This is a genomic window from Enterobacter sp. SORGH_AS_0287, from assembly GCF_031453695.1.
Lineage (GTDB): Bacteria > Pseudomonadota > Gammaproteobacteria > Enterobacterales > Enterobacteriaceae > Enterobacter > Enterobacter ludwigii.
In genome coordinates this window covers 1520780-1542590 of the sequence record NZ_JAVIZW010000001.1, presented here as the reverse complement: position 1 = coordinate 1542590, position 21811 = coordinate 1520780, and the positions used below count along the sequence as shown (strand labels likewise).

Annotated in this window: 25 protein-coding genes and 2 tRNA genes; 12 read left to right on the top strand and 15 right to left on the bottom strand. The window is 54.7% G+C overall.

From position 1 onward, the window contains the following. Positions 1 to 36 precede the first annotated feature (36 nt). Entirely contained in the window at positions 37 to 246 is a 210-nt protein-coding gene (gene fumD, locus QE396_RS07325; protein ID WP_014831602.1) for a fumarate hydratase FumD, read from the top strand. Here the strand turns inward: fumD and QE396_RS07320 are convergent. From QE396_RS07320 to QE396_RS07305, 4 genes are read right to left on the bottom strand one after another with little or no spacing between them, the layout of a single operon-like run. After that, on the bottom strand, positions 227 to 913 hold the full coding sequence (locus tag QE396_RS07320) for an amino acid ABC transporter permease (protein ID WP_020884354.1): 687 nt from the start codon (positions 911 to 913) through the stop codon (positions 227 to 229). The genes fumD and QE396_RS07320 overlap by 20 nt on opposite strands. Next, positions 897 to 1643 carry an amino acid ABC transporter permease gene (locus QE396_RS07315; RefSeq protein ID WP_020884353.1) on the bottom strand — a complete coding sequence of 249 codons (747 nt, stop codon included), beginning with the start codon at positions 1641 to 1643 and terminating at the stop codon, positions 897 to 899. Before QE396_RS07315 ends, QE396_RS07320 begins: the two co-directional genes overlap by 17 nt. Further along, positions 1643 to 2458 carry an amino acid ABC transporter ATP-binding protein gene (locus tag QE396_RS07310; protein ID WP_014169754.1) on the bottom strand — a complete coding sequence of 272 codons (816 nt, stop codon included), beginning with the start codon at positions 2456 to 2458 and terminating at the stop codon, positions 1643 to 1645. The genes QE396_RS07315 and QE396_RS07310 overlap by 1 nt, the downstream gene beginning before the upstream one ends. 1 nt (position 2459) lies before the next feature. Further along, entirely contained in the window at positions 2460 to 3290 is an 831-nt protein-coding gene (locus QE396_RS07305) for an ABC transporter substrate-binding protein (protein ID WP_020884352.1), read from the bottom strand. 244 nt (positions 3291 to 3534) lie between these two features. Between QE396_RS07305 and QE396_RS07300 the strand changes: the two genes are divergently transcribed. The 4 genes from QE396_RS07300 (at position 3535) to QE396_RS07285 (ending at position 6308) form a co-directional block, all read left to right on the top strand. Further along, on the top strand, positions 3535 to 3702 hold the full coding sequence (locus QE396_RS07300) for a hypothetical protein (protein ID WP_014169756.1): 168 nt from the start codon (positions 3535 to 3537) through the stop codon (positions 3700 to 3702). A 107-nt stretch (positions 3703 to 3809) separates the two neighbouring features. Then, on the top strand, positions 3810 to 5135 hold the full coding sequence (locus tag QE396_RS07295; RefSeq protein ID WP_309950516.1) for a HAMP domain-containing sensor histidine kinase: 1326 nt from the start codon (positions 3810 to 3812) through the stop codon (positions 5133 to 5135). Further along, positions 5128 to 5739, top strand: coding sequence for a response regulator transcription factor (locus QE396_RS07290; RefSeq protein ID WP_014169758.1), 612 nt, complete (start codon positions 5128 to 5130; stop codon positions 5737 to 5739). The genes QE396_RS07295 and QE396_RS07290 overlap by 8 nt, the downstream gene beginning before the upstream one ends. An 89-nt stretch (positions 5740 to 5828) precedes the next feature. Further along, complete coding sequence (locus QE396_RS07285) at positions 5829 to 6308, top strand: heme-binding protein (RefSeq protein WP_020884350.1); 480 nt, start codon at positions 5829 to 5831, stop codon at positions 6306 to 6308. Positions 6309 to 6343: 35 nt separating this feature from the next. Here the strand turns inward: QE396_RS07285 and QE396_RS07280 are convergent, their stop codons facing one another. Beyond that, entirely contained in the window at positions 6344 to 6484 is a 141-nt protein-coding gene (locus QE396_RS07280; protein WP_020884349.1) for a hypothetical protein, read from the bottom strand. 125 nt (positions 6485 to 6609) lie between these two features. Here QE396_RS07280 and QE396_RS07275 point away from each other — a divergent pair, with 125 nt between their 5' ends. Together QE396_RS07275 and QE396_RS07270 are read left to right on the top strand one after the other, a co-directional pair. Beyond that, positions 6610 to 7392 (top strand): MBL fold metallo-hydrolase, encoded by a 783-nt coding sequence (locus QE396_RS07275; protein ID WP_020884348.1) that lies wholly within the window; start codon positions 6610 to 6612, stop codon positions 7390 to 7392. A 72-nt stretch (positions 7393 to 7464) separates the two neighbouring features. Continuing rightward, positions 7465 to 8100, top strand: a complete 636-nt coding sequence (locus QE396_RS07270) for a carbonic anhydrase (protein ID WP_014169762.1) — start codon at positions 7465 to 7467, stop codon at positions 8098 to 8100. Between the two features lie 28 nt (positions 8101 to 8128). Here the strand turns inward: QE396_RS07270 and QE396_RS07265 are convergent, their stop codons facing one another. The 4 genes from QE396_RS07265 to mdtK form a co-directional block, all read right to left on the bottom strand. Then, the gene (locus tag QE396_RS07265) at positions 8129 to 9724 is read right to left on the bottom strand and encodes an FAD-NAD(P)-binding protein (RefSeq protein ID WP_020884347.1); all 1596 of its coding nucleotides are present in this window, start codon (positions 9722 to 9724) and stop codon (positions 8129 to 8131) included. A 118-nt stretch (positions 9725 to 9842) separates the two neighbouring features. Further along, positions 9843 to 9919: transfer RNA gene (locus tag QE396_RS07260), tRNA-Val, on the bottom strand. Positions 9920 to 9923: 4 nt separating this feature from the next. Then, positions 9924 to 10000 (bottom strand) — tRNA-Val (locus tag QE396_RS07255). A gap of 153 nt (positions 10001 to 10153) precedes the next feature. Further along, a complete protein-coding gene (mdtK, locus tag QE396_RS07250; protein ID WP_014169764.1) occupies positions 10154 to 11527 on the bottom strand; it encodes an MdtK family multidrug efflux MATE transporter in 1374 nt (457 codons plus the stop codon). A gap of 225 nt (positions 11528 to 11752) precedes the next feature. Between mdtK and QE396_RS07245 the strand changes: the two genes are divergently transcribed. After that, positions 11753 to 12394 carry a riboflavin synthase gene (locus QE396_RS07245; RefSeq protein ID WP_020884345.1) on the top strand — a complete coding sequence of 214 codons (642 nt, stop codon included), beginning with the start codon at positions 11753 to 11755 and terminating at the stop codon, positions 12392 to 12394. 28 nt (positions 12395 to 12422) lie between these two features. Here QE396_RS07245 and cfa read toward each other — a convergent pair whose 3' ends face one another. Together cfa and punC are read right to left on the bottom strand one after the other, a co-directional pair. Beyond that, positions 12423 to 13571 carry a cyclopropane fatty acyl phospholipid synthase gene (gene cfa / locus QE396_RS07240; RefSeq protein ID WP_014169766.1) on the bottom strand — a complete coding sequence of 383 codons (1149 nt, stop codon included), beginning with the start codon at positions 13569 to 13571 and terminating at the stop codon, positions 12423 to 12425. 299 nt (positions 13572 to 13870) lie between these two features. After that, on the bottom strand, positions 13871 to 15070 hold the full coding sequence (gene punC, locus QE396_RS07235) for a purine nucleoside transporter PunC (RefSeq protein WP_020884344.1): 1200 nt from the start codon (positions 15068 to 15070) through the stop codon (positions 13871 to 13873). A 115-nt stretch (positions 15071 to 15185) separates the two neighbouring features. Here punC and punR point away from each other — a divergent pair, with 115 nt between their 5' ends. Continuing rightward, complete coding sequence (gene punR / locus QE396_RS07230; RefSeq protein WP_020884343.1) at positions 15186 to 16097, top strand: DNA-binding transcriptional activator PunR; 912 nt, start codon at positions 15186 to 15188, stop codon at positions 16095 to 16097. A 16-nt stretch (positions 16098 to 16113) separates the two neighbouring features. On the opposite strand, the gene purR is transcribed toward punR, so the two are convergent. Continuing rightward, entirely contained in the window at positions 16114 to 17139 is a 1026-nt protein-coding gene (gene purR, locus QE396_RS07225) for an HTH-type transcriptional repressor PurR (protein ID WP_014169769.1), read from the bottom strand. Between the two features lie 297 nt (positions 17140 to 17436). On the opposite strand from purR, the gene QE396_RS07220 reads away from it, so the two are divergent. Together QE396_RS07220 and QE396_RS07215 are read left to right on the top strand one after the other, a co-directional pair. Next, on the top strand, positions 17437 to 17526 hold the full coding sequence (locus QE396_RS07220; protein ID WP_032670423.1) for a YnhF family membrane protein: 90 nt from the start codon (positions 17437 to 17439) through the stop codon (positions 17524 to 17526). Between the two features lie 163 nt (positions 17527 to 17689). Beyond that, positions 17690 to 18856 (top strand): MFS transporter, encoded by a 1167-nt coding sequence (locus QE396_RS07215; protein ID WP_020884342.1) that lies wholly within the window; start codon positions 17690 to 17692, stop codon positions 18854 to 18856. Between the two features lie 38 nt (positions 18857 to 18894). Here the strand turns inward: QE396_RS07215 and sodB are convergent, their stop codons facing one another. Both sodB and QE396_RS07205 read right to left on the bottom strand, forming a co-directional pair. Continuing rightward, the gene (gene sodB, locus QE396_RS07210) at positions 18895 to 19476 is read right to left on the bottom strand and encodes a superoxide dismutase [Fe] (RefSeq protein ID WP_020884341.1); all 582 of its coding nucleotides are present in this window, start codon (positions 19474 to 19476) and stop codon (positions 18895 to 18897) included. A 122-nt stretch (positions 19477 to 19598) separates the two neighbouring features. Beyond that, the gene (locus tag QE396_RS07205) at positions 19599 to 20372 is read right to left on the bottom strand and encodes a C40 family peptidase (protein WP_014169773.1); all 774 of its coding nucleotides are present in this window, start codon (positions 20370 to 20372) and stop codon (positions 19599 to 19601) included. A 339-nt stretch (positions 20373 to 20711) separates the two neighbouring features. Between QE396_RS07205 and grxD the strand changes: the two genes are divergently transcribed. After that, complete coding sequence (gene grxD, locus QE396_RS07200) at positions 20712 to 21059, top strand: monothiol glutaredoxin 4 (protein ID WP_003832760.1); 348 nt, start codon at positions 20712 to 20714, stop codon at positions 21057 to 21059. 45 nt (positions 21060 to 21104) lie between these two features. Here the strand turns inward: grxD and rnt are convergent, their stop codons facing one another. Beyond that, on the bottom strand, positions 21105 to 21755 hold the full coding sequence (gene rnt, locus QE396_RS07195) for a ribonuclease T (protein WP_014169774.1): 651 nt from the start codon (positions 21753 to 21755) through the stop codon (positions 21105 to 21107). Positions 21756 to 21811 lie beyond the last annotated feature (56 nt).

The following is a 21811-nucleotide window of genomic DNA, read 5'->3' as shown; positions in this document are numbered from 1 at the left end:
TTTAAGCTGAGAGTTTAGGGCAATGGAGTGATGACGATGGGTAATGTGACCAAAGACGAAGCGCTGTATCAGGAGATGTGTCGTGTGGTCGGGAAGGTCGTTCTGGAGATGCGTGATTTGGGGCAGGAGCCGAAGCATATTGTCATTGCGGGGGTGCTGCGTACGGCGCTGGCGAACCAGCGCGTAAAACGTAGCGAGTTAACCACCCAGGCGATGGAAACCGTGGTCAAAGCGCTGGCCGGTTGAAGCGCCAGCGTTTCGCAAGCTGCTCAAGGGAGCAGCAGAGCAGGTAATAGACCACACCCGTAAAGATAAAAATGGCTGCCGGGTAAATTTGCACCCGGTTGTTCACCTGGCCGGCCACCGTGGTGAGCTCAGGGACATTCACAATAAACGCCAGCGACGTATCCTTCAGAAGGCTGATAAAAATCCCCACCAGTGACGGCAGAATATTGCGCAGCGCCTGCGGCAGCAGCACGCGCGACAGCGTTTGCCGGGTACTGAAACCCTGAGACAGGGCGGCCTCGTACTGCCCTGACGGTAAGGCGCTGAGTCCGGCCAGTACTGAATGCATAACCGAGGCCGCGGTAAACCAGGCCAGGGCCAGCGTGACGGTGAGCGCCCCCGGGAGATCGCCGCCGGTGATGAGCGGCAGCAGATACCACATCCAGAAAATCACAAAGATTAGCGGGATCCCGCGAATTAATTCCGCCCATACAAAGAGCGCCTTGCGCACAAGCCCCGTAAAACGCCAGGCCAGACACGCGAGAGCAATTCCACCGGGCAGGGCGAGAGCCGCCGCGCCCAGCGCCATCAGCAATGAGAGCAAGACCCCGCCAGGCTCCCCAACTGCCGCACGTCCCCAGAGCAGGTAATCCAGGTTATCGGTAATGACATTAAGTCCGGCAAGCATGGTTTCCCCTCCCTGATATTGGGCCGAGGCGCACCAGCACCGCCCCCATCAGCATACCGGTAAGCAGGTACAGGACGGTGCCGACGGTAAACGCCTCCAGCGCATGGGCGTTGTAGCTTTCAATCTGTCTCACCTGATAGGTCAATTCGGCAAAGCCAATGCCGCTGGCGAGCGATGAGAGTTTCATCAGATTGAGATACTGCCCGACAACGGGTTGCCAGGCGTTGGCCAGCCCTTGCGGCAGAAGGATGTAACGAAATAAGCGCCACGCGGAAAATCCCTGTGCGAGCGCCGCTTCCCGTTGCCCGGCAGGGACTGAACGTAGTCCCGATGCCACTTCCTCAATCAAGAAAGCCGAGGTGAATACGCCTAACCCCCATGCAGAGCATAAAAACTCGGGGGTAAACCACCAGACGTCACCGGGCAAAACGGACCAGCGGTGATCCGCATTCACGGCATCCCGGAACGCCTGCGGTAACCCGTTCCAGGCGGCGAAATACCAGAACAGCAGCTGCACCAGCAGCGGCGTATTGCGAAACAGCGACACCCAGCTACTGACGACCGCGTTCCCGACACGTCCACCCGTCAGGCGCAGAAGCAGAAAAAGCAGCGCGAGCAGGGTTGCCAGCAGCATCCCCGCGAGCGTCACCCACAGGGTGGTGAGAAATCCGGATGCGATCCACTGCAGGGGCTGTCCGGTCAGCACGCCCTGCCAGTCAAGTGCGGGCATTAGAGATGCTCCTGATGCAGCGGGTTCAGGACTTTTTGCAGGAATCGCTGAGCGCGTGGGTGCGACGGTTGCCTGAAAAATTGCTCCGGTGGCGCGGTTTCAAGAACGTGCCCGGCGTCGATAAACACAATCCGGTCGGCAATTTCCCGGGCAAATTGCATCTCATGCGTCACCACAATCATGGTGATTCCGCTGTGCGCAAGCGCCTTCATCACGAACAGCACTTCGCCAATCATCTCCGGGTCAAGCGCGGAGGTCGGCTCATCGAACAAAATGATTTGCGGTGAAGAGGCCAGCGCGCGGGCAATCGCCACGCGCTGTTGCTGACCGCCGGAAAGTTCGGCAGGGAAATGGTGTGCTTTTTCCAGCATCCCCACTTTTTCCAGCAGTGCCAGCGCCCGCGCCTGAGCTGGCTGGGCCTTCCAGCCGTGAACATGCTCCAGCGCCAGCGTGATGTTTTGACTGGCGGTGAGGTGGGCGTAAAGATTGAACTGCTGAAACACAAACCCGACGCGGCTGCGCAACTGACGCAGCGCGGTGCCGGAGAGCCGTCCGGTGGGTTTGTTATCGATCAGGATCTCGCCACCGCTCAGGGTTTCAAGCTGATTGATAAGCCGGATCAGGGTGGATTTACCGGAACCCGAAGGCCCGAGAATGGCCACCACTTCACCTGGCGTGATGGTGAGGTTAATGCCCTTTAAGACCTGATGGTTTCCGTAATGTTTCTGCACATCGCGAAACTCGACGCTGGCGTGTTCCAGATGTGAAAAATCCGCGGCACCGGCCGCGGAGTGTGAAAAAAGCGCTGAGAGCATATTACTGAGCTTCTATTTTAAAGGCACGAGGCTGTGGGGAGGGGGTATCCGGACCGAACCAGACGTCATAGATTTTTGCCGCCTGACCGTTCTTCTCAAGGTTAACAAGCTCGTCGTTGACGGCTTTCAGCAGTGCGGTTTCGCCTTTTTTTACCCCCACGCCAATCTCTTCTTTGCTGAGCAGATCGGGCAGGATTTTAAAGTTCGCCTTGTCCGGCGCCTGCGCCAGCAGACCGGCCAGAATCGTACTGTCCTGAGTGATAGCCTGCACGTTACCGTTGCGCAGGGCCGTCAGCGCCAGCGGAATATCGTCATAAGAGAGCACGCGGGCGTGCGGGAAACGCTGGTGCAGCGCCTGTTCACCCGTTGTGCCTTTTACCGCGCCAATGCGCGCCCGGCTATAGGCCTCAAGCGTATCGGCAGCTTTTACCGGTACCAGGAACTGCTGGCCGGTCACGAAATAGGGAAGGGAGAAATCAACCACCTGCGCCCGTTCCGGGGTAATGGTGATATCTGCCACAATCAAATCCGCCTTACCGGACTGCAGGAGGGGAATGCGGTTAGCCGGGTTGGTGGCGACCAGTTCAAGCTTCACGCCAAGTGCACTGGCAAGCGCTCTGGCGAAATCGACGTCGTAGCCGACAATCTCATGGGTCTTTGCATCGATGGAGCCAAACGGCGGATTGGCATCAAAGGTGGCAACTTTGACCACGCCTGCGGCTTTAATATCCGCCAGTTGATCGGCCTGCACCTGCATTGAGAACAGACCGCCTGCCGCCAGTAAGCCCAGCACCAGTGTCCTTTTTTTAAACCCTTTCGTGTTTGCTGCCATAGTGATTGTTCATCCCGTTGTTTTTGTTTTACCCCGTTACGCTCCCATAAGCGAAAGCTCTCGCCAAATAAGAAATCGTTCTTTGCTATAAGCAAAAAAGCATTAGTGAACAAGGTGTTAATGGCGAGTAAAAGAATGGAGGGCTATTTGCAAATCCTGCACAACAACAGTGGATTTTGGTATTTCCCCTGTGCGGGTGTTGGGTGTTTAACTTAGGGCAAGTGAAGCGAAAGGGGGAAAGACGATGAAAAAGTGGATAAACACGTTACGGCGGTTTTTTGCGACCCGACCAGCGAATGCGGAGAACAGCGCGCAACGTGTTCTTGAGTCCGTACTGCCTGTCGCCAGCCTGTATGGCGTGGACGTTGCCAACATTGATCCGGAGTGGTTCCATGATAAAACGTCACGCTGAACTGCGCCGCACGCGCGAAATGTACTGGAATGAGCTGTGCGAAATTTTGTTCTGACAACGGTTAACTGCTAATGTCGGCAGGATGAATCTCCTGACCCGTTAACGGAATGAATAACACTCTTTTCAGGCGCACGGTTATTGTCTGGCTGCTGGTGTGCCTCATCAGCGGCGTTTTGCTCTATGCCGAACAGATCCGCCGCCAGTTCTGGGAACGCGATCGTGAGTTTTCGACACGCTATTCCACCCTTAGCGCCGTGCTGACGCAAAATGAATCTGTTTTGCCGTTACTCAACGGTGAGGAAGACCTCGCGGCTCTGCGCAAAAAATTCCCGCACATCCTCGCCCTTGAGAAAACCTCAGGCCGTGCGCTGAACGCTGCCCGTGTGGAATCGACCCGCGATTGTCAGTACTGGCTGTATAATCCCTGGCGTCAGATCCGCGTACTTATCGATCTTGCGCCGCTGCTCAGCACCCAACATACCTTTGATGCACTTGCCATTCGCTTCAATGACGCAGATAACGCGCCCCCTGCCGGGGCTTTCTGGCACTGGCAGCGGACCTTCACGCAACCCACACAACCTTTCACCCTTATGGCCACGGCAAAGCCGCACTGGCTGGCCGTCTCCTGGTGGGTATATCCGTTCCTGTTCTTCGGCTGGGCAGTGCTTATCGCCGCGGCCAGCATGCTGCTCTGGCAACGGCGGCAGCGCCAGCACGCGGAACAGCGCGCACACTATTACCAGCATGCAAGGCTCAACACCCTGGGAGAGATCACCGCTGGGATCGTGCATGAGATTAACCAGCCGCTGACTGCCGTTCAGACCTGGATCCAGGGTGCTCAGCGCCAGCAACTGCAGGCGAATCCGCAGGCCGTATCGCAGGCGCTGGCTGCCGCGCTGGTACAAACCCAGCGTATCAGCGCGCTCTTAATCCGCTTTCGCGAACATGTGGTTCAGGAAAAAGTCACCTTGCGCGACATCGACCTGAAACCGTGCTGGCAGCAGGTGGTCGATCTCCTTGAACATGAACGCCGCTCTGAGCATATCGCGGTGAGCCATGCGTTCGCGGCAGGTGCCACGCGGGTTCTGGCAGACAGACTCTGGCTTGAACAGGTGCTGCATAATCTGCTCAGTAATGCCATTCAGGCCCAGCAAGAGTGCGCGCAAGGGTGGGTGAAAATAACCAGCGAGAAACGGGAAAACTGGATTTATATCACACTCACCGATGGCGGACCTGGCTTTAGCCCGGAGGCCTTGCAGAACGCCTTTATGCCGTTTTACAGCGGACGGACGGAAGGAATAGGGCTGGGAATGACGTTAACGGAGTCGTTGATGACGCGCATGAATGGATCAATTACGCTTGGCAATGCGCCCCAGGGCGGGGCGCAGGTCCGGTTACAACTGGCGAGTGGAGAGGTAAATACGCGTGGATAACACAGTCTGGCTGATTGATGACGATGAATCCATCCGTGAGTCGCTGGCCTTCTTACTCTCGGGAATGGGCTGGCAGGTCAATGGGTTTGAAAGCGTGGACGCGTTTACGTCAGCGCACGGTGGGCGCGCGGCGCTCGTCGGCTGTCTGCTGCTGGATATGCGCATGCCGGGAAAAGGCGGGCTGACCTGGCTGGAGGAGGGCAAATGGCCCTGGCCGCTGTTGCCGGTTATCGTCATGACCGGACACGGCACCGTTGATGCCTGCCGCCGCGCCTTTCGCAATGGCGTCTTTGAATTTTTCACCAAGCCGCTGGATGCCGATAAGCTCATTGAAACGGTAGGGCTCGCCTTCGAAGAGAGCCAGAGACGACTGACCCGCTGGCAGGAAACGTCGCGGATTAAAGCGCGTTTCGAACAACTGACGGCGCGTGAGCACGAGGTGCTGGCGGTGCTGATGGAAGGACGCAGCAATAAAGAGGTGGCCCTGCAGTTGAACCTCTCGCCCAGAACGGTTGAAGCGCACCGGGCCGCGGCGTTCGCCAAGCTTGGCGTGACCAGCCTGGTGCAGGCAATCCGCGATTACGACAAATTACAATCCGTATAACTACCAGGATAATTGCGTAATCAACCGAATTACGCTTCATCGCGCGTCTGAGTACGATCGAACGGTATTCAATCATTCGAGGACGTGCGATGAAAAAAGTAATGATGGCAGCCGCGCTTGTCGCCGGTAGCGTAAGCCTGACGGCACAGGCCGACGCGTTGAACCAGAAAAACCTCTCCCTGGCGCAGGCCAACGCGCTGGCAACCTCCGCCATTCAGGCCTGCGTTGCGAAAAACTACCAGGTGACGGTCACCGTGGTGGACCGCGCCGGTGTGGTCAAAGCGGTGCAGCGTACCGACAATGCCGGGCCACACACGGTAAAAGCCAGCGAAATGAAAGCCTATACCGCGCTGAGTGCAAAAAATGCGTCAGGCAAGGTTATGGAAGCCGCGCAGAGCAATGCCGGCGCACAAAACATGCGTGATATTCCGGGCTTCCTGCTGCTGGCCGGTGGTCTGCCGGTGAAAGAGGGGGATGAGGTGATCGGCGCAATAGGGATCGGCGGTGCGCCGGGTGGTCATCTTGATGAAGCGTGCGCGCAGGCGGCGATTGACGGGCTGAAGAAATAATATAAAAAAGCACCGGGTTTTCCGGTGCTTTATCATCAGATCTTGCAGGCATCACCGCAGTCGTCATCGGCGATAATCGACTGCGCTTTTTTATCAGCGTCGTCGAGACGTTCCGCGTTACGCTCTTCAGCTTCATCCAGCCCGTTAAAGACCAAGTTTTCGAGATCAATTTCCATATGGCACCTGCTTTGTTCGGTTTTTGATACTGGCACAGTATAGGGCAAAAAGAGCCGGCAATGTACCGCGCAGCACATAACGATAATCCCTGCCATACTCAGTGCTTTATCGCTGAGGAGAGCTCATGATTACACTGTGTAAAACCTGCGGTACCTCTTATGACGAAACGCCGGCGCGATGCCCTGTATGCGAGGATGAACGCCAGTATGTTCCGGCCAGCGGCCAGGCGTGGAGTGATTTTGCGACGGTGACGGCCACACACAGCAATAAATGGCAGCAGCTTGAGCCGCAGCTGCTCAGTATCAAAACGGTGCCCGCTTTTGCCATCAACCAGCGCGCGCTGCTTCTGCGTACCCCCCACGGCAATATCCTTTGGGATTGCATTGCGAATCTCGACCCGGCAACCAGAACCATCATCACGGCGCTCGGCGGCATCAGCGCGATCGCGATTTCACATCCTCACTACTACACCACGATGCAGGAGTGGGCCGGGGCTTTCGATGCGCCGGTTTACCTGCACGCGAACGATCGCGAGTGGGTTATGCGCGACAGTCCGATGCTCCACTTCTGGCAGGGCGATACGCTGGACATTTTCCCCGCGGTAACGTTATTACGTCTCGGAGGACATTTCGCTGGCGGAACGGTGCTGCACTGGCAGGAGGGTGATGGTGTCTTACTGGCAGGCGATATTCTACAGGTCACGCCGGGCAAAGATGCCGTCTCGTTTATGTGGAGCTATCCGAATATGCTGCCGTTGCCCGCCCGCAGCGTCGAAGACGTGACCAAGCGGCTGGTGGGGAAAAAATTCGCTCGCCTGTACGGCGCTTTTGAAGGGCAAAATATCCTGGCGAATGCGGATGAGATTGTGCAGCGGTCGGGCCAGAAATATATTGCTTGTCTGAAGTAAAGTCCGGTGGGTAAACTTTACTTGTGTGATCCCGATCATACCTAAACTAAAACAGATAAAAGAGAAATTGCTATGCAACATATCATTGAAGGTTTTCTCAGCTTTCAAAAAGAGATTTTCCCGCAACGTAAAGAGCTCTTCCGCAGTTTAGCGTCCAGCCAGAATCCCAAAGCGCTGTTCATCTCATGCTCCGACAGCCGTCTGGTCCCAGAACTGGTCACTCAGCAAGAGCCAGGACAACTCTTTGTCATTCGTAATGCTGGCAACATCGTGCCACCGTTCGGCCCTGAGCCAGGCGGTGTCTCCGCAACGATTGAATACGCGGTTGTCGCGCTGGGCGTGACCGATATTGTTATCTGCGGCCACTCCAACTGTGGGGCGATGAAAGCCATTGCCGACAATGCGGACCTCGAACCTATGCCGGCGGTTTCTCACTGGTTACGCTATTCCGATGCGGCAAAAGCGGTGGTTGAGAAGAAAACCTGGGATAAGCCAATCGATAAAGTGAATGCGATGGTGCAGGAAAACGTGTTTGCGCAGCTGAGCAACATTAAGACTCACCCGTCAGTGGCGGTGGGCCTGCGCAACAACGCCATCCGTCTTCACGGCTGGGTGTATGACATTGAAAGCGGCAAAATTCTTGCATTGGATAAAGAGACGAAAACCTTTGTCTCTTTATCCGATAACCCGCAGGTTTACTTCGAGTAATCCCGCGTTGCAGGGCACGGATGCCCTGTCAGTCATCACTGTACGGTAATTTCCTTCTTGAACCCGATGCGGTTTTCTCTGCGGCTTTTGCCATCGCCTCTGCTATCTCTGCACATTCCGCCAGTCCCTGAACAAAAGGGTGATCGTGCATCAGCCACGGGATTGCGCCAAATGCAATGCGTCCGCGAAGCGTTTCCGGCGCTTTTAACGTGTAATCCTCGCCAATATCCGGGATCTCATCGCCCGTCGCCTGTAGCTGTTTGCGCAGCGTCGGGAAGGGCAGATCTTTTGTTTTAAGCGGCTTTTGCCCGCGGGCATCAATAAAGACGTCGAAACGGTAGGTTGTTTCTTTTGTGGTGATGACCGTCTGCGCGCTGCCAATATCCAGCGTGTAATCATCACCCAGCGCCACAACGCTAATGATGCCGGCCTCACGAAGCGCGAGAAGCCTGCGAATCGACTGCGGGGGAATGGCGGCATAGTTGTCGATAAAGACGCGTGCCAGCCCGTTTTTAAAGCGTTCAGCGTCCTTTTCGGTAAGATGAGGAACCATCTCCTGGACCACTTCATGCAGCCGAAGCACGGTGTAGCGCCAGGCCACCGTGCGCCGGTCACGTTTGTTCCGCTCGACTTCAATCAGGTTCTCTTCAGCCCAGGTAAACGGACCGTGCTGTTTTCGATCCTCAAACCACGCTTCGCGAAGGCTGTCCGCCGTCTGCATGCGCAGCGATATTTTCTCACACCAGGCCGGGTCGGCGAGTTCAAGCTCTTTCACCATCAGGGCGAAAATGCGGTCAAGCAGACCGTCTGATCCTTTGGCGATTTCGGCTTCGAGTACCGATTCGGTTAATACCGACAGCGGTTCGTACGGAATAGGGCAGTAAAAATCGGCCTCTGGCAGAATCCCGGTCCTGGACATGAGTACAATTTTTAACGCTTCACTTCCTTTATCGAGGAGGAACGTGCCGTCGCGAAACTCACCGTGCTGCATGACCACGGCCATCGCCGCGTCCAGCCCGCTTAAGGATGTTCCCATAATACCGACGCGGCAGGGGCGGATGCGGGCATCCATCAACCCTGACCACGGGCTTGGGAAATACGCGCGCGTGGCTTCCTCTTCTTCTGGCCAGACATGCCCGGTGGCGATCACGGCGAGATCGAATTGTTCCGGAAACGGCGTGTCATTGACCGAAAGCGTCACGCCGGAGGAAGACGGGGCAACATCGGTGACGGTGGCAGACGTGTGGATCTCAACCTGAAATCCCCGCCTCTTAGCTTCCTGGACTATCGTCAGGAAACTGTCGCGAAAATACTCGCCCAGCAGAATACGGGGCAAAAACTGTCTGTCATGCAAGGTGGCTTTATCAACCTTAAAGCGCGCCAGATGGGCTTCACTCTGGCGCTTAAGCCAGTCGAGGTAGGTCATAAAAAGGGGCGGGATTTCAATGCTGGCAATGTTGGCCAGCATCAGGCGAGAGTTATCGTCGTCGTTGTAGGGCATTCCCACGCCAGCTTCGTCTGCCTGTTCAAAAACGGAGACAGAGAGCGGCGACGCGTTCTTAAGAAGAGAATAAAAGGTGTAAATCCCTGTAGGGCCGGAGCCGATAATGGCGATTTTCTTCATCGACAGTCTTCCTGTTTTTTTTCCATAAGAAAAGCGTAGCAGGAGAATAATGATGAAATGGGGGTATTAAGAAAAATCAGGCATTAAGAAGAGGATTTGCACCATTTCAGGACTGAAATGGTGCGTCCGAGTGGACTCGAACCACCGACCCCCACCATGTCAAGGTGGTGCTCTAACCAACTGAGCTACGGACGCAGAATGGTGCGTTCAATTGGACTCGAACCAACGACCCCCACCATGTCAAGGTGGTGCTCTAACCAACTGAGCTATGAACGCAACGTGTTGTCGGTGACAACGGGGACGAATATTAGCGGCACAGCATCGTTGAGGCAAGAGGGAAAATGCATTTTTCTCTCTGATTTCACGCGATTGCTTTATTACCGCGCAAAGTGAAGAGAAAGTAGCCGCCAGCTGGCGGCTACTGCGTATTTAACGTGCAGCGCGTTGCAATATTACCGAGGATGACTGGCGTTGCAGGAAGCGCATGCGCAGCATCATCATAATTGCCGCAGAGGTTAAGCCGATGATAAAGCCCATCCAGAATCCTGCCGGCCCCATGCGGTCAACCACCAGGTCGGTAAGCGCCAGGATATAACCACACGGCAGACCCAGCACCCAGTAAGCGATGAAGGTGATAAAGAAGATCGAACGCGTATCTTTATACCCACGCAGTACGCCGCTGCCAATCACCTGTATGGAGTCGGAGATCTGGTACACCGCGGCAAGCAGCATCAGGTGGGAGGCCAGGGCCACCACTTCCGGGTTGTCGTTGTAAAGCAGGGCAATTTGCTCACGCAGCGTGATGGTAAACAGTGCCGTACAGATGGCCATACAGACACCGACGCCAAGCCCCGTGCGGGCCGCCGTTTGCGCATCCAGCGTCGAACCTTGCCCCAGACGAAAGCCCACGCGAATGGTCACCGCTGCGGCCAGCGACATCGGCAATACGAACATCAGGGAACTGAAGTTCAGCGCAATCTGGTGACCGGCTACGTTCACAATGCCGAGCGGAGAAACCAGCAGGGCGACCACGGCAAACAGCGTCACTTCAAAGAACAGCGCCAGTGCAATCGGCAGGCCTAACTGCACCAGACGCGTCATGATGTTCCAGTCTGGCGTGCTGAACGAACGTTCATTGCGGATATCGCGCATTGAACGGGCACGTTTCACATAGGAGATCATACTGAAGAACATCACCCAATAGACGGCAGCCGTCGCCACGCCGCAGCCGACGCCGCCGAGCTCCGGCATACCGAAGTGACCATAGATGAAGATGTAGTTCACCGGAATATTCACCAGCAAGCCGATAAAGCCCATTACCATTCCGGGCTTGGTTTTCGCCAGGCCTTCACACTGGTTACGCGCGACCTGGAAGAACAGATAGCCAGGCGCACCCCACAGCAGGGCTCGCAGATAGCCGACGGCTTTGTCAGCCAGAGCCGGGTCAATATTATGCATGGCGCGGATGATATGACCGGCATTCCACAGCACAACCATTATCAGCACGGAGACAAACCCTGCCAGCCAGAACCCCTGTCGAACCTGATGGGCAATACGTTCACGTCGCCCTGAGCCATTAAGCTGAGCGATAACTGGGGTGAGGGCGAGCAGCAGGCCGTGGCCAAACAGGATGGCCGGAAGCCAGATCGAGGTGCCTATTGCCACGGCGGCCATATCGGTGGCGCTGTAGCCACCTGCCATTACCGTATCCACAAATCCCATTGCGGTCTGGGCCACTTGCGCGATGATCACTGGTATAGCCAGTGCCAATAACTGGCGCGCTTCATTCATGTACTTCTGCACGTGAACACCTTTATATTCTAGTTATTTGAGAGACTAAAAAGGCCGCCGTAACTGGCAGCAAGAAGAAAATGCAGGGGGGGGCCAGCTATTGTAGCGGGGTTTAGCTATTTATCTAGTGAAAAAATCGCCACAAAATGCGCTCCGCTGGCAACCTGTTTTTCCAACTGTTATTGTGGTGGGATTAAACGGTGTCACCACCGTCCGGAAAAAACAGGAGTTGTAAGCATGTTTACTGGTATTGTGCAGGGCACCGCCAAAGTGGTGTCCATTGATGAAAAACCTAATTTCCGAACTCATGTGGTTGAGCTTCCGGAATATATGCTTGATGGCATTGAAACTGGCGCCTCGATTGCACATAACGGCTGTTGCCTGACGGTAACCGAAATTAACGGGAACCAGATTAGCTTTGATTTAATGAAAGAGACGCTGCGCATCACCAACCTGGGCGAGCTGGTGGTAGGGGATACCGTAAACGTAGAGCGTGCGGCCAGGTTCAGCGATGAGATTGGCGGCCATCTGATGTCAGGCCATATTATGACCACCGCGGAAGTGGCGAAGATTGTCACCTCGGAAAATAACCGTCAAATCTGGTTTAAAGTGCAGGATCCTTCATTAATGAAATACATCCTGTATAAAGGATTTATTGGTATTGATGGGATTAGCCTGACGGTTGGGGAAGTGACGCCGACCCGTTTCTGCGTGCATTTAATTCCTGAAACTCTCCAGCGTACAACCCTGGGGGCGAAAAAACTGGGGCATCGGGTTAATATCGAAATCGATCCGCAGACTCAGGCGGTTGTGGATACCGTTGAGCGGCTGTTGGCGGCAAAAGAAGCCGCAATAATAAAGACCGCAGAAGAAGAATAAAATGAACCCCGGATATCCGGGGTTTTTTTTAGCGTGCGACCCGCAAACCGTGTTCTATCCCTCGGCTGAAAACAACCTGCCAAAGTTGAATATCACGCGCGCGAAAGGCGCCTGCGCAGGCATTGAGATAATAGCTGAACATCCGTTTAAACCGTTCAGAATAGTTGTCCGCAATTTCTGGCCAGGCTTCCTGGAAACGTGAATGCCATGCCATCAACGTGGTGTCATAATCCGCGCCAAAGTTATGCCAGTCTTCCATAATGAAATGAGGTTCACTGGCGTTAGCAATCTGGCGAACGGACGGCAAACAGCCATTCGGAAAGATGTATTTGTTGATCCACGGATCGACGTTATTGTCGGTGCGCTTAGAACCAATGGTGTGCAGCAGGAAGATGCCGTCAGGTTTCAAGTTACGGTCCACCACGCTGAAGTAGGTGTCATAGTTTTTCGGCCCCACGTGTTCGAACATGCCGACGGAGACTATGCGATCAAACTGCTCGTTCAGGTCGCGATAATCCTGAAGGCGAATATCCACATCAAGGCCCTGGCAGCGCTCCCGTGCCATTTTTTGCTGTTCAGCTGAAATGGTCACACCGACCACGCTGGCACCATAATGCTTCGCCATAAAATAGGCCAGACCACCCCATCCACAACCGATATCCAGCACACGCATGCCCGGCTGTAGCTGCAGTTTTTCACAAATCAGACGCAGCTTAGCCTGCTGTGCTTCTTCAAGGGTTGAGGCCTCTTTCCAGTAGGCGCAGGAATATTGCATGAAAGGATCGAGCATGCGGCTGAACAGGTCATTACCGAGGTCGTAATGCTCCTTGCCGACGATCCACGCCCGTTTTTTGCTTTGCAGATTAAACAGCCGGGCGGAGGCGACACGTAACGTATCTTTCAGATTGCGGGGGAGCTGGTTTTCCAGACCGGCGCGTAACACGCTGGAGAAAAACATATCCAGCCGTTCACACTCCCACCAGCCGTCCATATAACTTTCCCCCAGGCCTAACGATCCCTCCCGCAATACGCGTTTAAAAAAGTCGGGATGCTTAACCTGTGGATCGGATGGCGAAGATCCATTAATAGTGATGCCTGCACGACCTAACAGTTCACTGACGATCCGGGACCAGTTATCGTCCGGAACGCTGACTTCTTCTATACACGATGAACTCATAGCTTCTCCATCACCTTACTGTGATCAGAACCTTCAAACAGCGTAGACGCTTTTTATGGTTTGTGAGAAATCTCACGGTATTTCCCCGTGAGGCTAGTATCCGACGTAGAACAGAGGAAGGGAGATAACCCTTGCCGAAATGCCTTCCATGGTAAAACGGGAGCGCTCCGGCTCCCGTTAACACTTAATATTTATCGTATTTAATCGAACCAAATTTAGTATAGGCCTCAAAATTTGGTGATTCAATAGAAAATTCTTAGCAACCTAATCACTGATATTTAACATAATTTCTGGCGCGATTATGCATGCGAGGTTTTCACCTCTGCGCGGTCATCCTGCTCACGTTGTGCCGCAGACTGCATACGGTATCCCAGAAGAGCCAGCGCAACCGTAACCAGCATGACGCTGGTGGTGGTCAGGAGCGGCGTGGCAATCAGCGCAGAGACCACCAGGCTTGCCAGGAAGCACAGACCCAGCTGCAGGGTATTCTGAAGCGCGGCCGCACGGCCTGTTGCCTGTGGGAACGGACGTAACGCCTGGGCTACGACGATAGGGTAAATCGCACCGTTCGCCACGGCCATCACGCAGAAGGGAATCAGAATTTCTGCCAGACCTGCGCCCGGGATAAAGCCCACAGCCCAGGTGGCGATCACGCTCAGCGCGTAGAGTACCAGCAGCCAGGGCAGCATCTGCTGACCTTCCCATTTTTGCAGCGCCGCGCGACAGCCATAGCCCCCGACCAGAAACGCGATGGTCTGTGGGACATAGCTCAGACCGATGGCGGCCGGGCTGTAACCCATATCGTGAAGAATGAACGGCGAACCGGTCAGCCACGCGAAGAAACTCGCCGAGCAGGCGGCATAAATCAGGACATTACCGCGGTACGCTTTGGTGCTCAGCAGAGAGGTAAAGGTCACCGGTGTCGTGCCAGCAGGCGTCTCTTTCTTATGTGCTGCCTTGAGTGTGAATGCCGGGATCATCAGGACCAGCGTGATGGCAAACAGCGTAGCGAAAATGGCCTGCCAGTCGAAATGCGCCAGGATCCAGCTCCCGAGCAGCGGGGCGAGGGCAGGCGAAAGCCCTACCAGCGGCATAATGGTGGCGAAAATGCGGTTTGTACGGTTGGCCGGATAGTAGTCGGTGACCAGCGCCTGCCAGGTCACCGCGGCAGCACAGACGCCAACGGCCTGCACGAAGCGCAGTACCAGCAGCCAGGTTGCATCGCGTACCCATAACATTCCCAGACAGCCGACGGCAAAGATAGCCAGCCCCAGCAACAGCACCGGTTTACGGCCAAAGCGGTCAGAGAGCGGCCCCCAGAGCAGCTGCGCGAAGGCAAAGCCCGCGAGGAATAAGCTCAGGCTGGCGCTGATGGCTGCCGCCGGGGTCTGTAAATCTTCCTGCATTGCGGCGAAGGCGGGCAGGTACATATCGGTGGCTAAAAAGCCCAGCACGCTTAAACCACCGAGCCAGACTAAAAATCCTTTCCTGGGTTGCATTGTTTTTTTCTCCTGAGGGAGGCAGGTCTATGTTTGCGCAGAGTGTAGGGAGTGCAAAGCAGCTTGTGAAACGCTAATATTTGGCGAGTGCATTCAAAATTTTTGCAGGCAGAAAATGTGGTCAGATTATTCTCTTGAAGTGGTCGATGCTGTTGCGCGCAACGGCAGCTTTAGCCGTGCAGCGCAGGAGTTGCACCGCGTCCCCTCGGCAATCAGCTATACGGTGCGTCAGCTTGAGGAATGGCTGGCCGTTCCGCTGTTTGAACGGCGTCACCGTGATGTGGAATTAACGCCCGCCGGGGCATGGTTTTTGAAAGAAGGGCGTTCTGTTATCAAAAAAATGCAGATCACCCGCGAACAGTGTCAGCAGATCGCTAACGGCTGGCGAGGACATCTTTCGATTGCCGTGGATAACATCGTAAAACCGGAACGTACCCGACAAATGATTGTCGATTTCTATCGCCATTTCTCGGATGTCGAATTGCGGGTATCCCAGGAAGTGTTTAACGGCGTCTGGGATGCGCTGGCGGATGGCAGGGCAGAGATGGCGATCGGTGCCACGCAGGCGATCCCGGTTGGGGGACGCTTTGCCTTTCGCGACATGGGCATGCTCAGCTGGAAATGTGTGGTGGCAAGCGATCATCCGCTGGCTGACCTGGACGGGCCGCTCAGCGACGAAACGCTCCGTAACTGGCCCTCGCTGGTGCTGGAAGATACCTCGCGTTCGTTGCCCAAACGCATTACCTGGCTGCTGGATAACCAGCGACGGGTGGTTGCGCCGGACTGGGAATCCTCAGCAACATGCCTCAGCGCAGGGCTGTGCGTTGCCATGGTCCCTGGCCATTTTGCACGGCCCCGAATCGATACCGGTGAATGGGTTGAACTGACGCTGGAAAATCCTTTTCCGGATGCGGCCTGTTGCCTCACCTGGCAACAAAATGATGTGTCGCCCGCAATGGCCTGGCTGCTGGATTACCTGGGAGACAGTGAGACGCTTAACCGGGAATGGCTACGGGAGCCAGTATAACTGGCCCCGTAAAAGATTAACGACGATAGTCGCGGAACGGACCATCCGCAACGGAACGGCGTTCGATAAGACGCGGGTGAACTTCAATGGACTGAGACTCTTCACGCTTGTTGACGATCCTGTCCATCAGCATATTGAAGGCCGTTTCACCCAGCGAGTCTTTTGGCTGGTGGATGGTGGTCAGCGCCGGGGTAAAGAAGCGCGCGTTGCGCACGTTGTCATACCCGATCACGGAAATGTCCTGCGGCACGCGCAAACCCAGTTCATCGGCGGCACAGAGAGCACCCATCGCCATAATGTCACCGCCACAGAAAACGGCTGTCGGGCGATGCGACTGGGAGACAATCTGCTGCATTGCGCGATAACCGGATTCAGGTTCAAAGTCACCCTGCACGATCCAGTTTTCCGGCACGGTAATCAGCGCCTCTTCCATTGCTTTCATAAACCCGGCCAGACGCCCGGCTCCGGTGTTGCGCTCCAGTGGACCCGGGATCACACCAATCTCGCGGTGACCGCGTTCAATCAGATAACGGCCTGCCATATAGCCGCCTTCAAACGCGTTATCGATGACGGAGTCGGTGAAGTCTGCACGCGCTTCGCCCCAGTCCATGACCACCATAGGAATATGGCGGTACTCTTCCAGCATGGAAAGCACGGACTCCGGATACTCTGAACACATCACCAGCAGGCCATCCACACGCTTTTGCGCCATCATGGAGAGATAAGCGCGCTGTTTTTCAATGCTGTTCCACGCGTTGCCCAGAATCAGGGTATAGCCTTTCTGGAAGCAGTTTTTCTCGACCGCTTCAATGATCTCGGCAAAATAGGCCGCTTCACTGCTGGTTGCCAGCAAACCAATGGATTTGGTGTGATTAACTTTGAGGCTGCGCGCCACCGCACTCGGTGAATAGTGTAATTCTTTGATTGCCGCCCAGACGGCGTTGCGCGTCTCTTCCGCCACAAAGCGGGTTTTGTTAATTACATGTGATACGGTTGTAGTGGAAACGTTTGCGCGTTTTGCTACGTCTTTAATTGTTGCCATTAAATGTCACTCCAGACCATATCCTAAACTCCTGAAAAACTTGAAGGTAAACGTTTGCCTTCTCTCACCCTTATCACGCAATCTTGAATTGCGGCACGCCGGGAAAACGACACAGGACGTCAGGAGGGGGTCAATGGCCGGTACGCTAATAAATTTAGCGTGGAATTTTGTCCTATCTTGATGAAAAGGGGAAGAGCTAAAGTGGTTATCAGTTTAAATCCAGAAAGATTTTTGAACTAAACTGTGTAAAAATGAGCAGGCTCACTTTTCGTGGGGAGATTAAAAGGAGAAAAATTGATGAGCTACGATCTGAAGTTTTCGCTGGTGACCACCGTTATTGTACTGGCTCTGATTGTTGCGGCGGGTCTGACGGCTGCATTGCATTGATTTACACGGAGGGAGAGCTCTCTCCCTCTCAGTTTTCCTGATTGTTACGCCTGCGGCAAAAATCTTTTGCCAATTTGTTAACTTCTCATTTTTTGTGATTGATGTCATGCTTTCGGCTTCTTTGTTCTGTGTCACGACATGACACGGCATCCGGAGTTGACGCATGAAAATCAATTTTCCCCTGCTTGCCCTGGCGATTGGCGCTTTTGGGATTGGCACCACTGAATTCTCCCCGATGGGGTTACTGCCTGTTATCGCCCGGGGCGTGGATGTTTCTATCCCGGCGGCCGGGATGCTCATCAGCGCCTACGCCATTGGCGTGATGGTGGGGGCACCGCTCATGACGCTTCTGCTTTCACACCGCGCGCGCCGCAATGCGCTGATTTTCCTGATGGCGATATTTACGCTGGGCAACGTGCTCTCCGCCATTGCTCCGGATTACACCACCCTGATGTTGTCCCGCATTCTGACCAGTCTTAACCACGGCGCGTTCTTTGGGCTGGGATCGGTTGTGGCCGCAAGCGTGGTGCCAAAACACAAGCAGGCGAGTGCCGTGGCAACCATGTTTATGGGTCTGACGATTGCCAACATTGGCGGTGTACCTGCCGCAACCTGGCTGGGTGAGGCGATAGGCTGGCGCATGTCGTTCCTGGCGACGGCCGTGCTGGGTGTTATCGCCATGGTGGCGTTGTACTTCTCCTTGCCGAAAGGCAGCGCTGGTGAACGTCCTGACGTCCGCAAAGAGCTGTCGGTACTGATGCGCCCGCAGGTGCTCTCCGCGCTGTTGACCACCGTACTGGGGGCGGGCGCCATGTTTACTCTGTACACCTATATTTCACCGGTGTTGCACGATATCACCCACGCGACGCCTCTCTTTGTGACCGCGATGCTGGTGCTGATTGGTGTCGGGTTCTCTATAGGCAACTATCTCGGCGGGAAATTCGCCGATCGTTCCGTGAGCGGGACGCTGAAAGGCTTTTTAACGCTGCTGATTGTCATCATGATCGCCATTCCATGGCTGGCGCGTAATGAAGTCGGGGCGGCGATGGCGATGGTTGTCTGGGGGGCTGCGACCTTTGCCGTGGTTCCGCCGCTGCAGATGCGCGTGATGCGCGTTGCCCATGAGGCACCGGGTCTCTCGTCGTCGGTCAATATTGGCGCGTTTAACCTTGGCAATGCGCTCGGTGCCGCTGCCGGTGGTGCCGTCATTTCTGGCGGCCTGGGATACAGCTTTGTGCCGGTGATGGGGGCGATAATTGCCGCGCTCGGCCTGCTGTTAGTGATGATGTCTGGCCGTAAACAGCCGGAAGCAGCGTGCGCTGCTAAATAATGAAAAAACGCAGAAGGGCAACCCCTTCTGCGTGTCTCTTACGCGGCGAAGTTCTTCGCCACAAACGCCCAGTTAACCAGTGCCCAGAAGTGCTCCAGATAGTTCGGGCGCGCGTTACGGTAATCAATGTAGTAAGCGTGTTCCCAGACGTCCACGGTCATCAGCGGCGTTGCGCTGGTGGTCAGTGGCGTACCCGCGTTCGAGGTGGAAACGATAGCCAGTTTGCCGTCCGCGTCTTTCACCAGCCACGTCCAGCCAGAACCGAAGTTCTTGACTGCAGCATCCGTAAACTTCGCTTTAAAATCAGCAAAGCTGCCAAACGCCGCGTTAATCGCGCCAGCCAGTTCACCCGTAGGTTCGCCGCCTGCATTCGGTGCCAGGCAGTGCCAGTAGAAGGTGTGGTTCCACACCTGAGCGGCATTGTTAAAGACACCGCCCTCTGAACTGCGGACGATCTCTTCCAGCGTTTTGCCTTCAAAATCGGTGCCCTTGATCAGGTTGTTCAGATTGGTGACGTACGTCTGGTGATGTTTGCCGTAGTGATACTCCAGGGTTTCCGCAGAAATGTGCGGGGCCAGGGCGTCTTTTGCATATGGTAGTGCAGGTAATTCGAACGACATTGCTTCTCTCCTTATTGTTTTTTATGTTGCCAATAACCACACAGACAACAGGGACAGAATAGCAAATTGAAAGGGTATGCAAAAGAGGAACTTACCCTGCCACGGCTGTGGCAGGGCAGGGGTTAGCGAATGGTTTTTGGCGTCATCACGCGGCGTGCGCCGACATAGTGACGTACCCAGTAGTCTTCACTGAGAGAGGTTATCTGGATGTCCTGGCCGCTACGTGGGGACTGGATAAATTTCCCGTTGCCTACATATACGCCAACGTGGTCAGCCGTGCCGCGCCCCTGAGTGCGGAAGAAGACGAGATCGCCATTCTCCAGTTCACCGCGGTTGACCGGTGACGCGTCGCGCAGGTGATACATCTCATTGGCGGTACGTGGAATTCGGAACTTCACCAGATCTTTGTAGGCGTAATAGACGAGGCCGCTGCAGTCGAAACCGGTACGCGGTGAGCTGCCGCCCCAGCGATAGGGTTTGCCAATCTGCCCCATCAGTTTGTTCAACGCCGTTTTTTGCGCTTTCTGCACGCGAACCTTATGCACTTCCGCTATTTTCGTGACCTTCGTGCATTTCGCTTTATGACCTTTGCGGGGGATGCATTTTTCCGTCACGAGATTAGCTGCAGTTTGCGAGGCTTTGCTTTTGGTTGCGTGGGCAGTGCGGGAAGGTTTTGTTTTCGTCTTGCTGGAGGCGGTCTTTTTAGTCTGGGTGGTGGTCTTTTTTTTGTCGTTCTTGCTGGTGGTTTTTTTCTTACGGTCTGTGGTTTTGGCCAGATGCGTTTTTTGTACAGCAGAGTGCCGCGCCTGTTGAGAGGCGTTCGCCACTGGCGTGAAAGTGAGTGTTGTAAACAGTAAAGCACAGAGCGTGATCGAGATTTTATTTATCCGCGCCACTGGGCAGTCCCCTGATAAATGCAGGTCATCAATAATACCCGCGAATGATTTACAAAGCCCGTCGATTCTAATCTATAAAAACCCGATAAGTTAATAGCATTTTTCAATCTACAATCCTGTTTCGTTAGCAAGTGCAAAAAAATTCATCAATCTGTCGCACTATTGTTCACTCCCTAAACAAAACCCTGAGTGCCGCAGGGTTAAACACCATTTGCAATGCAACTTTTCATCACTCGCGGTAAAATAAGAAAGACGTGACAAAAATGTTATTTTCCGATGGCAGTCTGAACCGCTACAATGACAGACGAATGCCGTAACAGAAGTTAAAGGAAGCAAGACATGAGCACCACTATTGAAAAAATCCAGCGCCAGATCGCTGAAAACCCGATTCTGCTGTATATGAAAGGTTCTCCGAAGCTGCCAAGCTGTGGCTTCTCCGCGCAAGCGGTTCAGGCGCTGTCTGCCTGTGGTGAGCGTTTTGCTTACGTTGATATCCTGCAGAACCCGGACATCCGCGCTGAGCTGCCTAAATACGCTAACTGGCCGACGTTCCCACAGCTGTGGGTAGACGGTGAGCTGGTCGGCGGTTGCGATATCCTGATCGAAATGTATCAGCGCGGCGAACTGCAGCAGCTAATCAAAGAAACGGCTGCGAAGTACAAAACGGAAGAGCCAGACGCGGAGTAAGTTGTCTGCGAAGACAAAAAAGCGACCTCATGAGGTCGCTTTTTTTTATTCTTCACTGTCACCCATCGGCAGTGGCCAGCCGCCCAGACGCTTCCAGCGGTTCACAATTTCGCAAAACAGCTCCGCCGTCCGCTCGGTGTCATAAAGTGCGGAATGCGCCTGCGTACCGTCAAACTCAATGCCTGCCGTAATACAGGCCTTTGATAATACCGTTTGTCCCAACGCCAGACCGCTCAGTGCCGCGGTATCGAAGGTCACAAACGGGTGGAAAGGGTTACGCTTGAGCGACGCGCGCTCAGCGGCGGCCATCGTAAAGGTGTGATCGAACGTGGCGTTATGCGCCACCATAATGGCGCGGCTGCAGTTGCTCTCTTTCATGCCTTTACGCACCATTTTAAAAATGGCGTGCAGCGCGTCATATTCACTTACCGCACCACGCAGCGGATTATGCGGATCGATGCCGTTAAAGGCCAGCGCCTCGGGCTGTAAGTTGGCCCCTTCAAACGGTTCAACGTGGAAATGCAGCGTGGTGTCCGGTGTAAGCCATCCCTGTTCATCCATCTTCAGCGTGATGGCGGCAATTTCAAGCAGCGCATCGGTTTTAGCGTTAAATCCGGCTGTTTCAACATCGATCACAACAGGATAAAAACCACGAAAACGGTCGCACAGACCGCTAAATTGAGCGTTATCGGACATCAGGGTCTCTTACATGGGGAAAAAAGCAGTGCGCATTATGGCAAATTTTGGATGGG

Bases quoted from the DNA above. Each gene is read 5' to 3' on its own strand.
- fumD (WP_014831602.1), top strand. From the start codon at position 37: ATGGGTAATGTGACCAAAGACGAAGCGCTGTATCAGGAGATGTGTCGT.
- QE396_RS07320 (WP_020884354.1), bottom strand. From the start codon at position 913: ATGCTTGCCGGACTTAATGTCATTACCGATAACCTGGATTACCTGCTC.
- QE396_RS07315 (WP_020884353.1), bottom strand. From the start codon at position 1,643: ATGCCCGCACTTGACTGGCAGGGCGTGCTGACCGGACAGCCCCTGCAG.
- QE396_RS07310 (WP_014169754.1), bottom strand. From the start codon at position 2,458: ATGCTCTCAGCGCTTTTTTCACACTCCGCGGCCGGTGCCGCGGATTTT.
- QE396_RS07305 (WP_020884352.1), bottom strand. From the start codon at position 3,290: ATGGCAGCAAACACGAAAGGGTTTAAAAAAAGGACACTGGTGCTGGGC.
- QE396_RS07300 (WP_014169756.1), top strand. From the start codon at position 3,535: ATGAAAAAGTGGATAAACACGTTACGGCGGTTTTTTGCGACCCGACCA.
- QE396_RS07295 (WP_309950516.1), top strand. From the start codon at position 3,810: ATGAATAACACTCTTTTCAGGCGCACGGTTATTGTCTGGCTGCTGGTG.
- QE396_RS07285 (WP_020884350.1), top strand. From the start codon at position 5,829: ATGAAAAAAGTAATGATGGCAGCCGCGCTTGTCGCCGGTAGCGTAAGC.
- QE396_RS07280 (WP_020884349.1), bottom strand. From the start codon at position 6,484: ATGGAAATTGATCTCGAAAACTTGGTCTTTAACGGGCTGGATGAAGCT.
- QE396_RS07275 (WP_020884348.1), top strand. From the start codon at position 6,610: ATGATTACACTGTGTAAAACCTGCGGTACCTCTTATGACGAAACGCCG.
- QE396_RS07270 (WP_014169762.1), top strand. From the start codon at position 7,465: ATGCAACATATCATTGAAGGTTTTCTCAGCTTTCAAAAAGAGATTTTC.
- QE396_RS07265 (WP_020884347.1), bottom strand. From the start codon at position 9,724: ATGAAGAAAATCGCCATTATCGGCTCCGGCCCTACAGGGATTTACACC.
- QE396_RS07245 (WP_020884345.1), top strand. From the start codon at position 11,753: ATGTTTACTGGTATTGTGCAGGGCACCGCCAAAGTGGTGTCCATTGAT.
- cfa (WP_014169766.1), bottom strand. From the start codon at position 13,571: ATGAGTTCATCGTGTATAGAAGAAGTCAGCGTTCCGGACGATAACTGG.
- punC (WP_020884344.1), bottom strand. From the start codon at position 15,070: ATGCAACCCAGGAAAGGATTTTTAGTCTGGCTCGGTGGTTTAAGCGTG.
- punR (WP_020884343.1), top strand. From the start codon at position 15,186: ATGTGGTCAGATTATTCTCTTGAAGTGGTCGATGCTGTTGCGCGCAAC.
- purR (WP_014169769.1), bottom strand. From the start codon at position 17,139: ATGGCAACAATTAAAGACGTAGCAAAACGCGCAAACGTTTCCACTACA.
- QE396_RS07220 (WP_032670423.1), top strand. From the start codon at position 17,437: ATGAGCTACGATCTGAAGTTTTCGCTGGTGACCACCGTTATTGTACTG.
- QE396_RS07215 (WP_020884342.1), top strand. From the start codon at position 17,690: ATGAAAATCAATTTTCCCCTGCTTGCCCTGGCGATTGGCGCTTTTGGG.
- sodB (WP_020884341.1), bottom strand. From the start codon at position 19,476: ATGTCGTTCGAATTACCTGCACTACCATATGCAAAAGACGCCCTGGCC.
- grxD (WP_003832760.1), top strand. From the start codon at position 20,712: ATGAGCACCACTATTGAAAAAATCCAGCGCCAGATCGCTGAAAACCCG.
- rnt (WP_014169774.1), bottom strand. From the start codon at position 21,755: ATGTCCGATAACGCTCAATTTAGCGGTCTGTGCGACCGTTTTCGTGGT.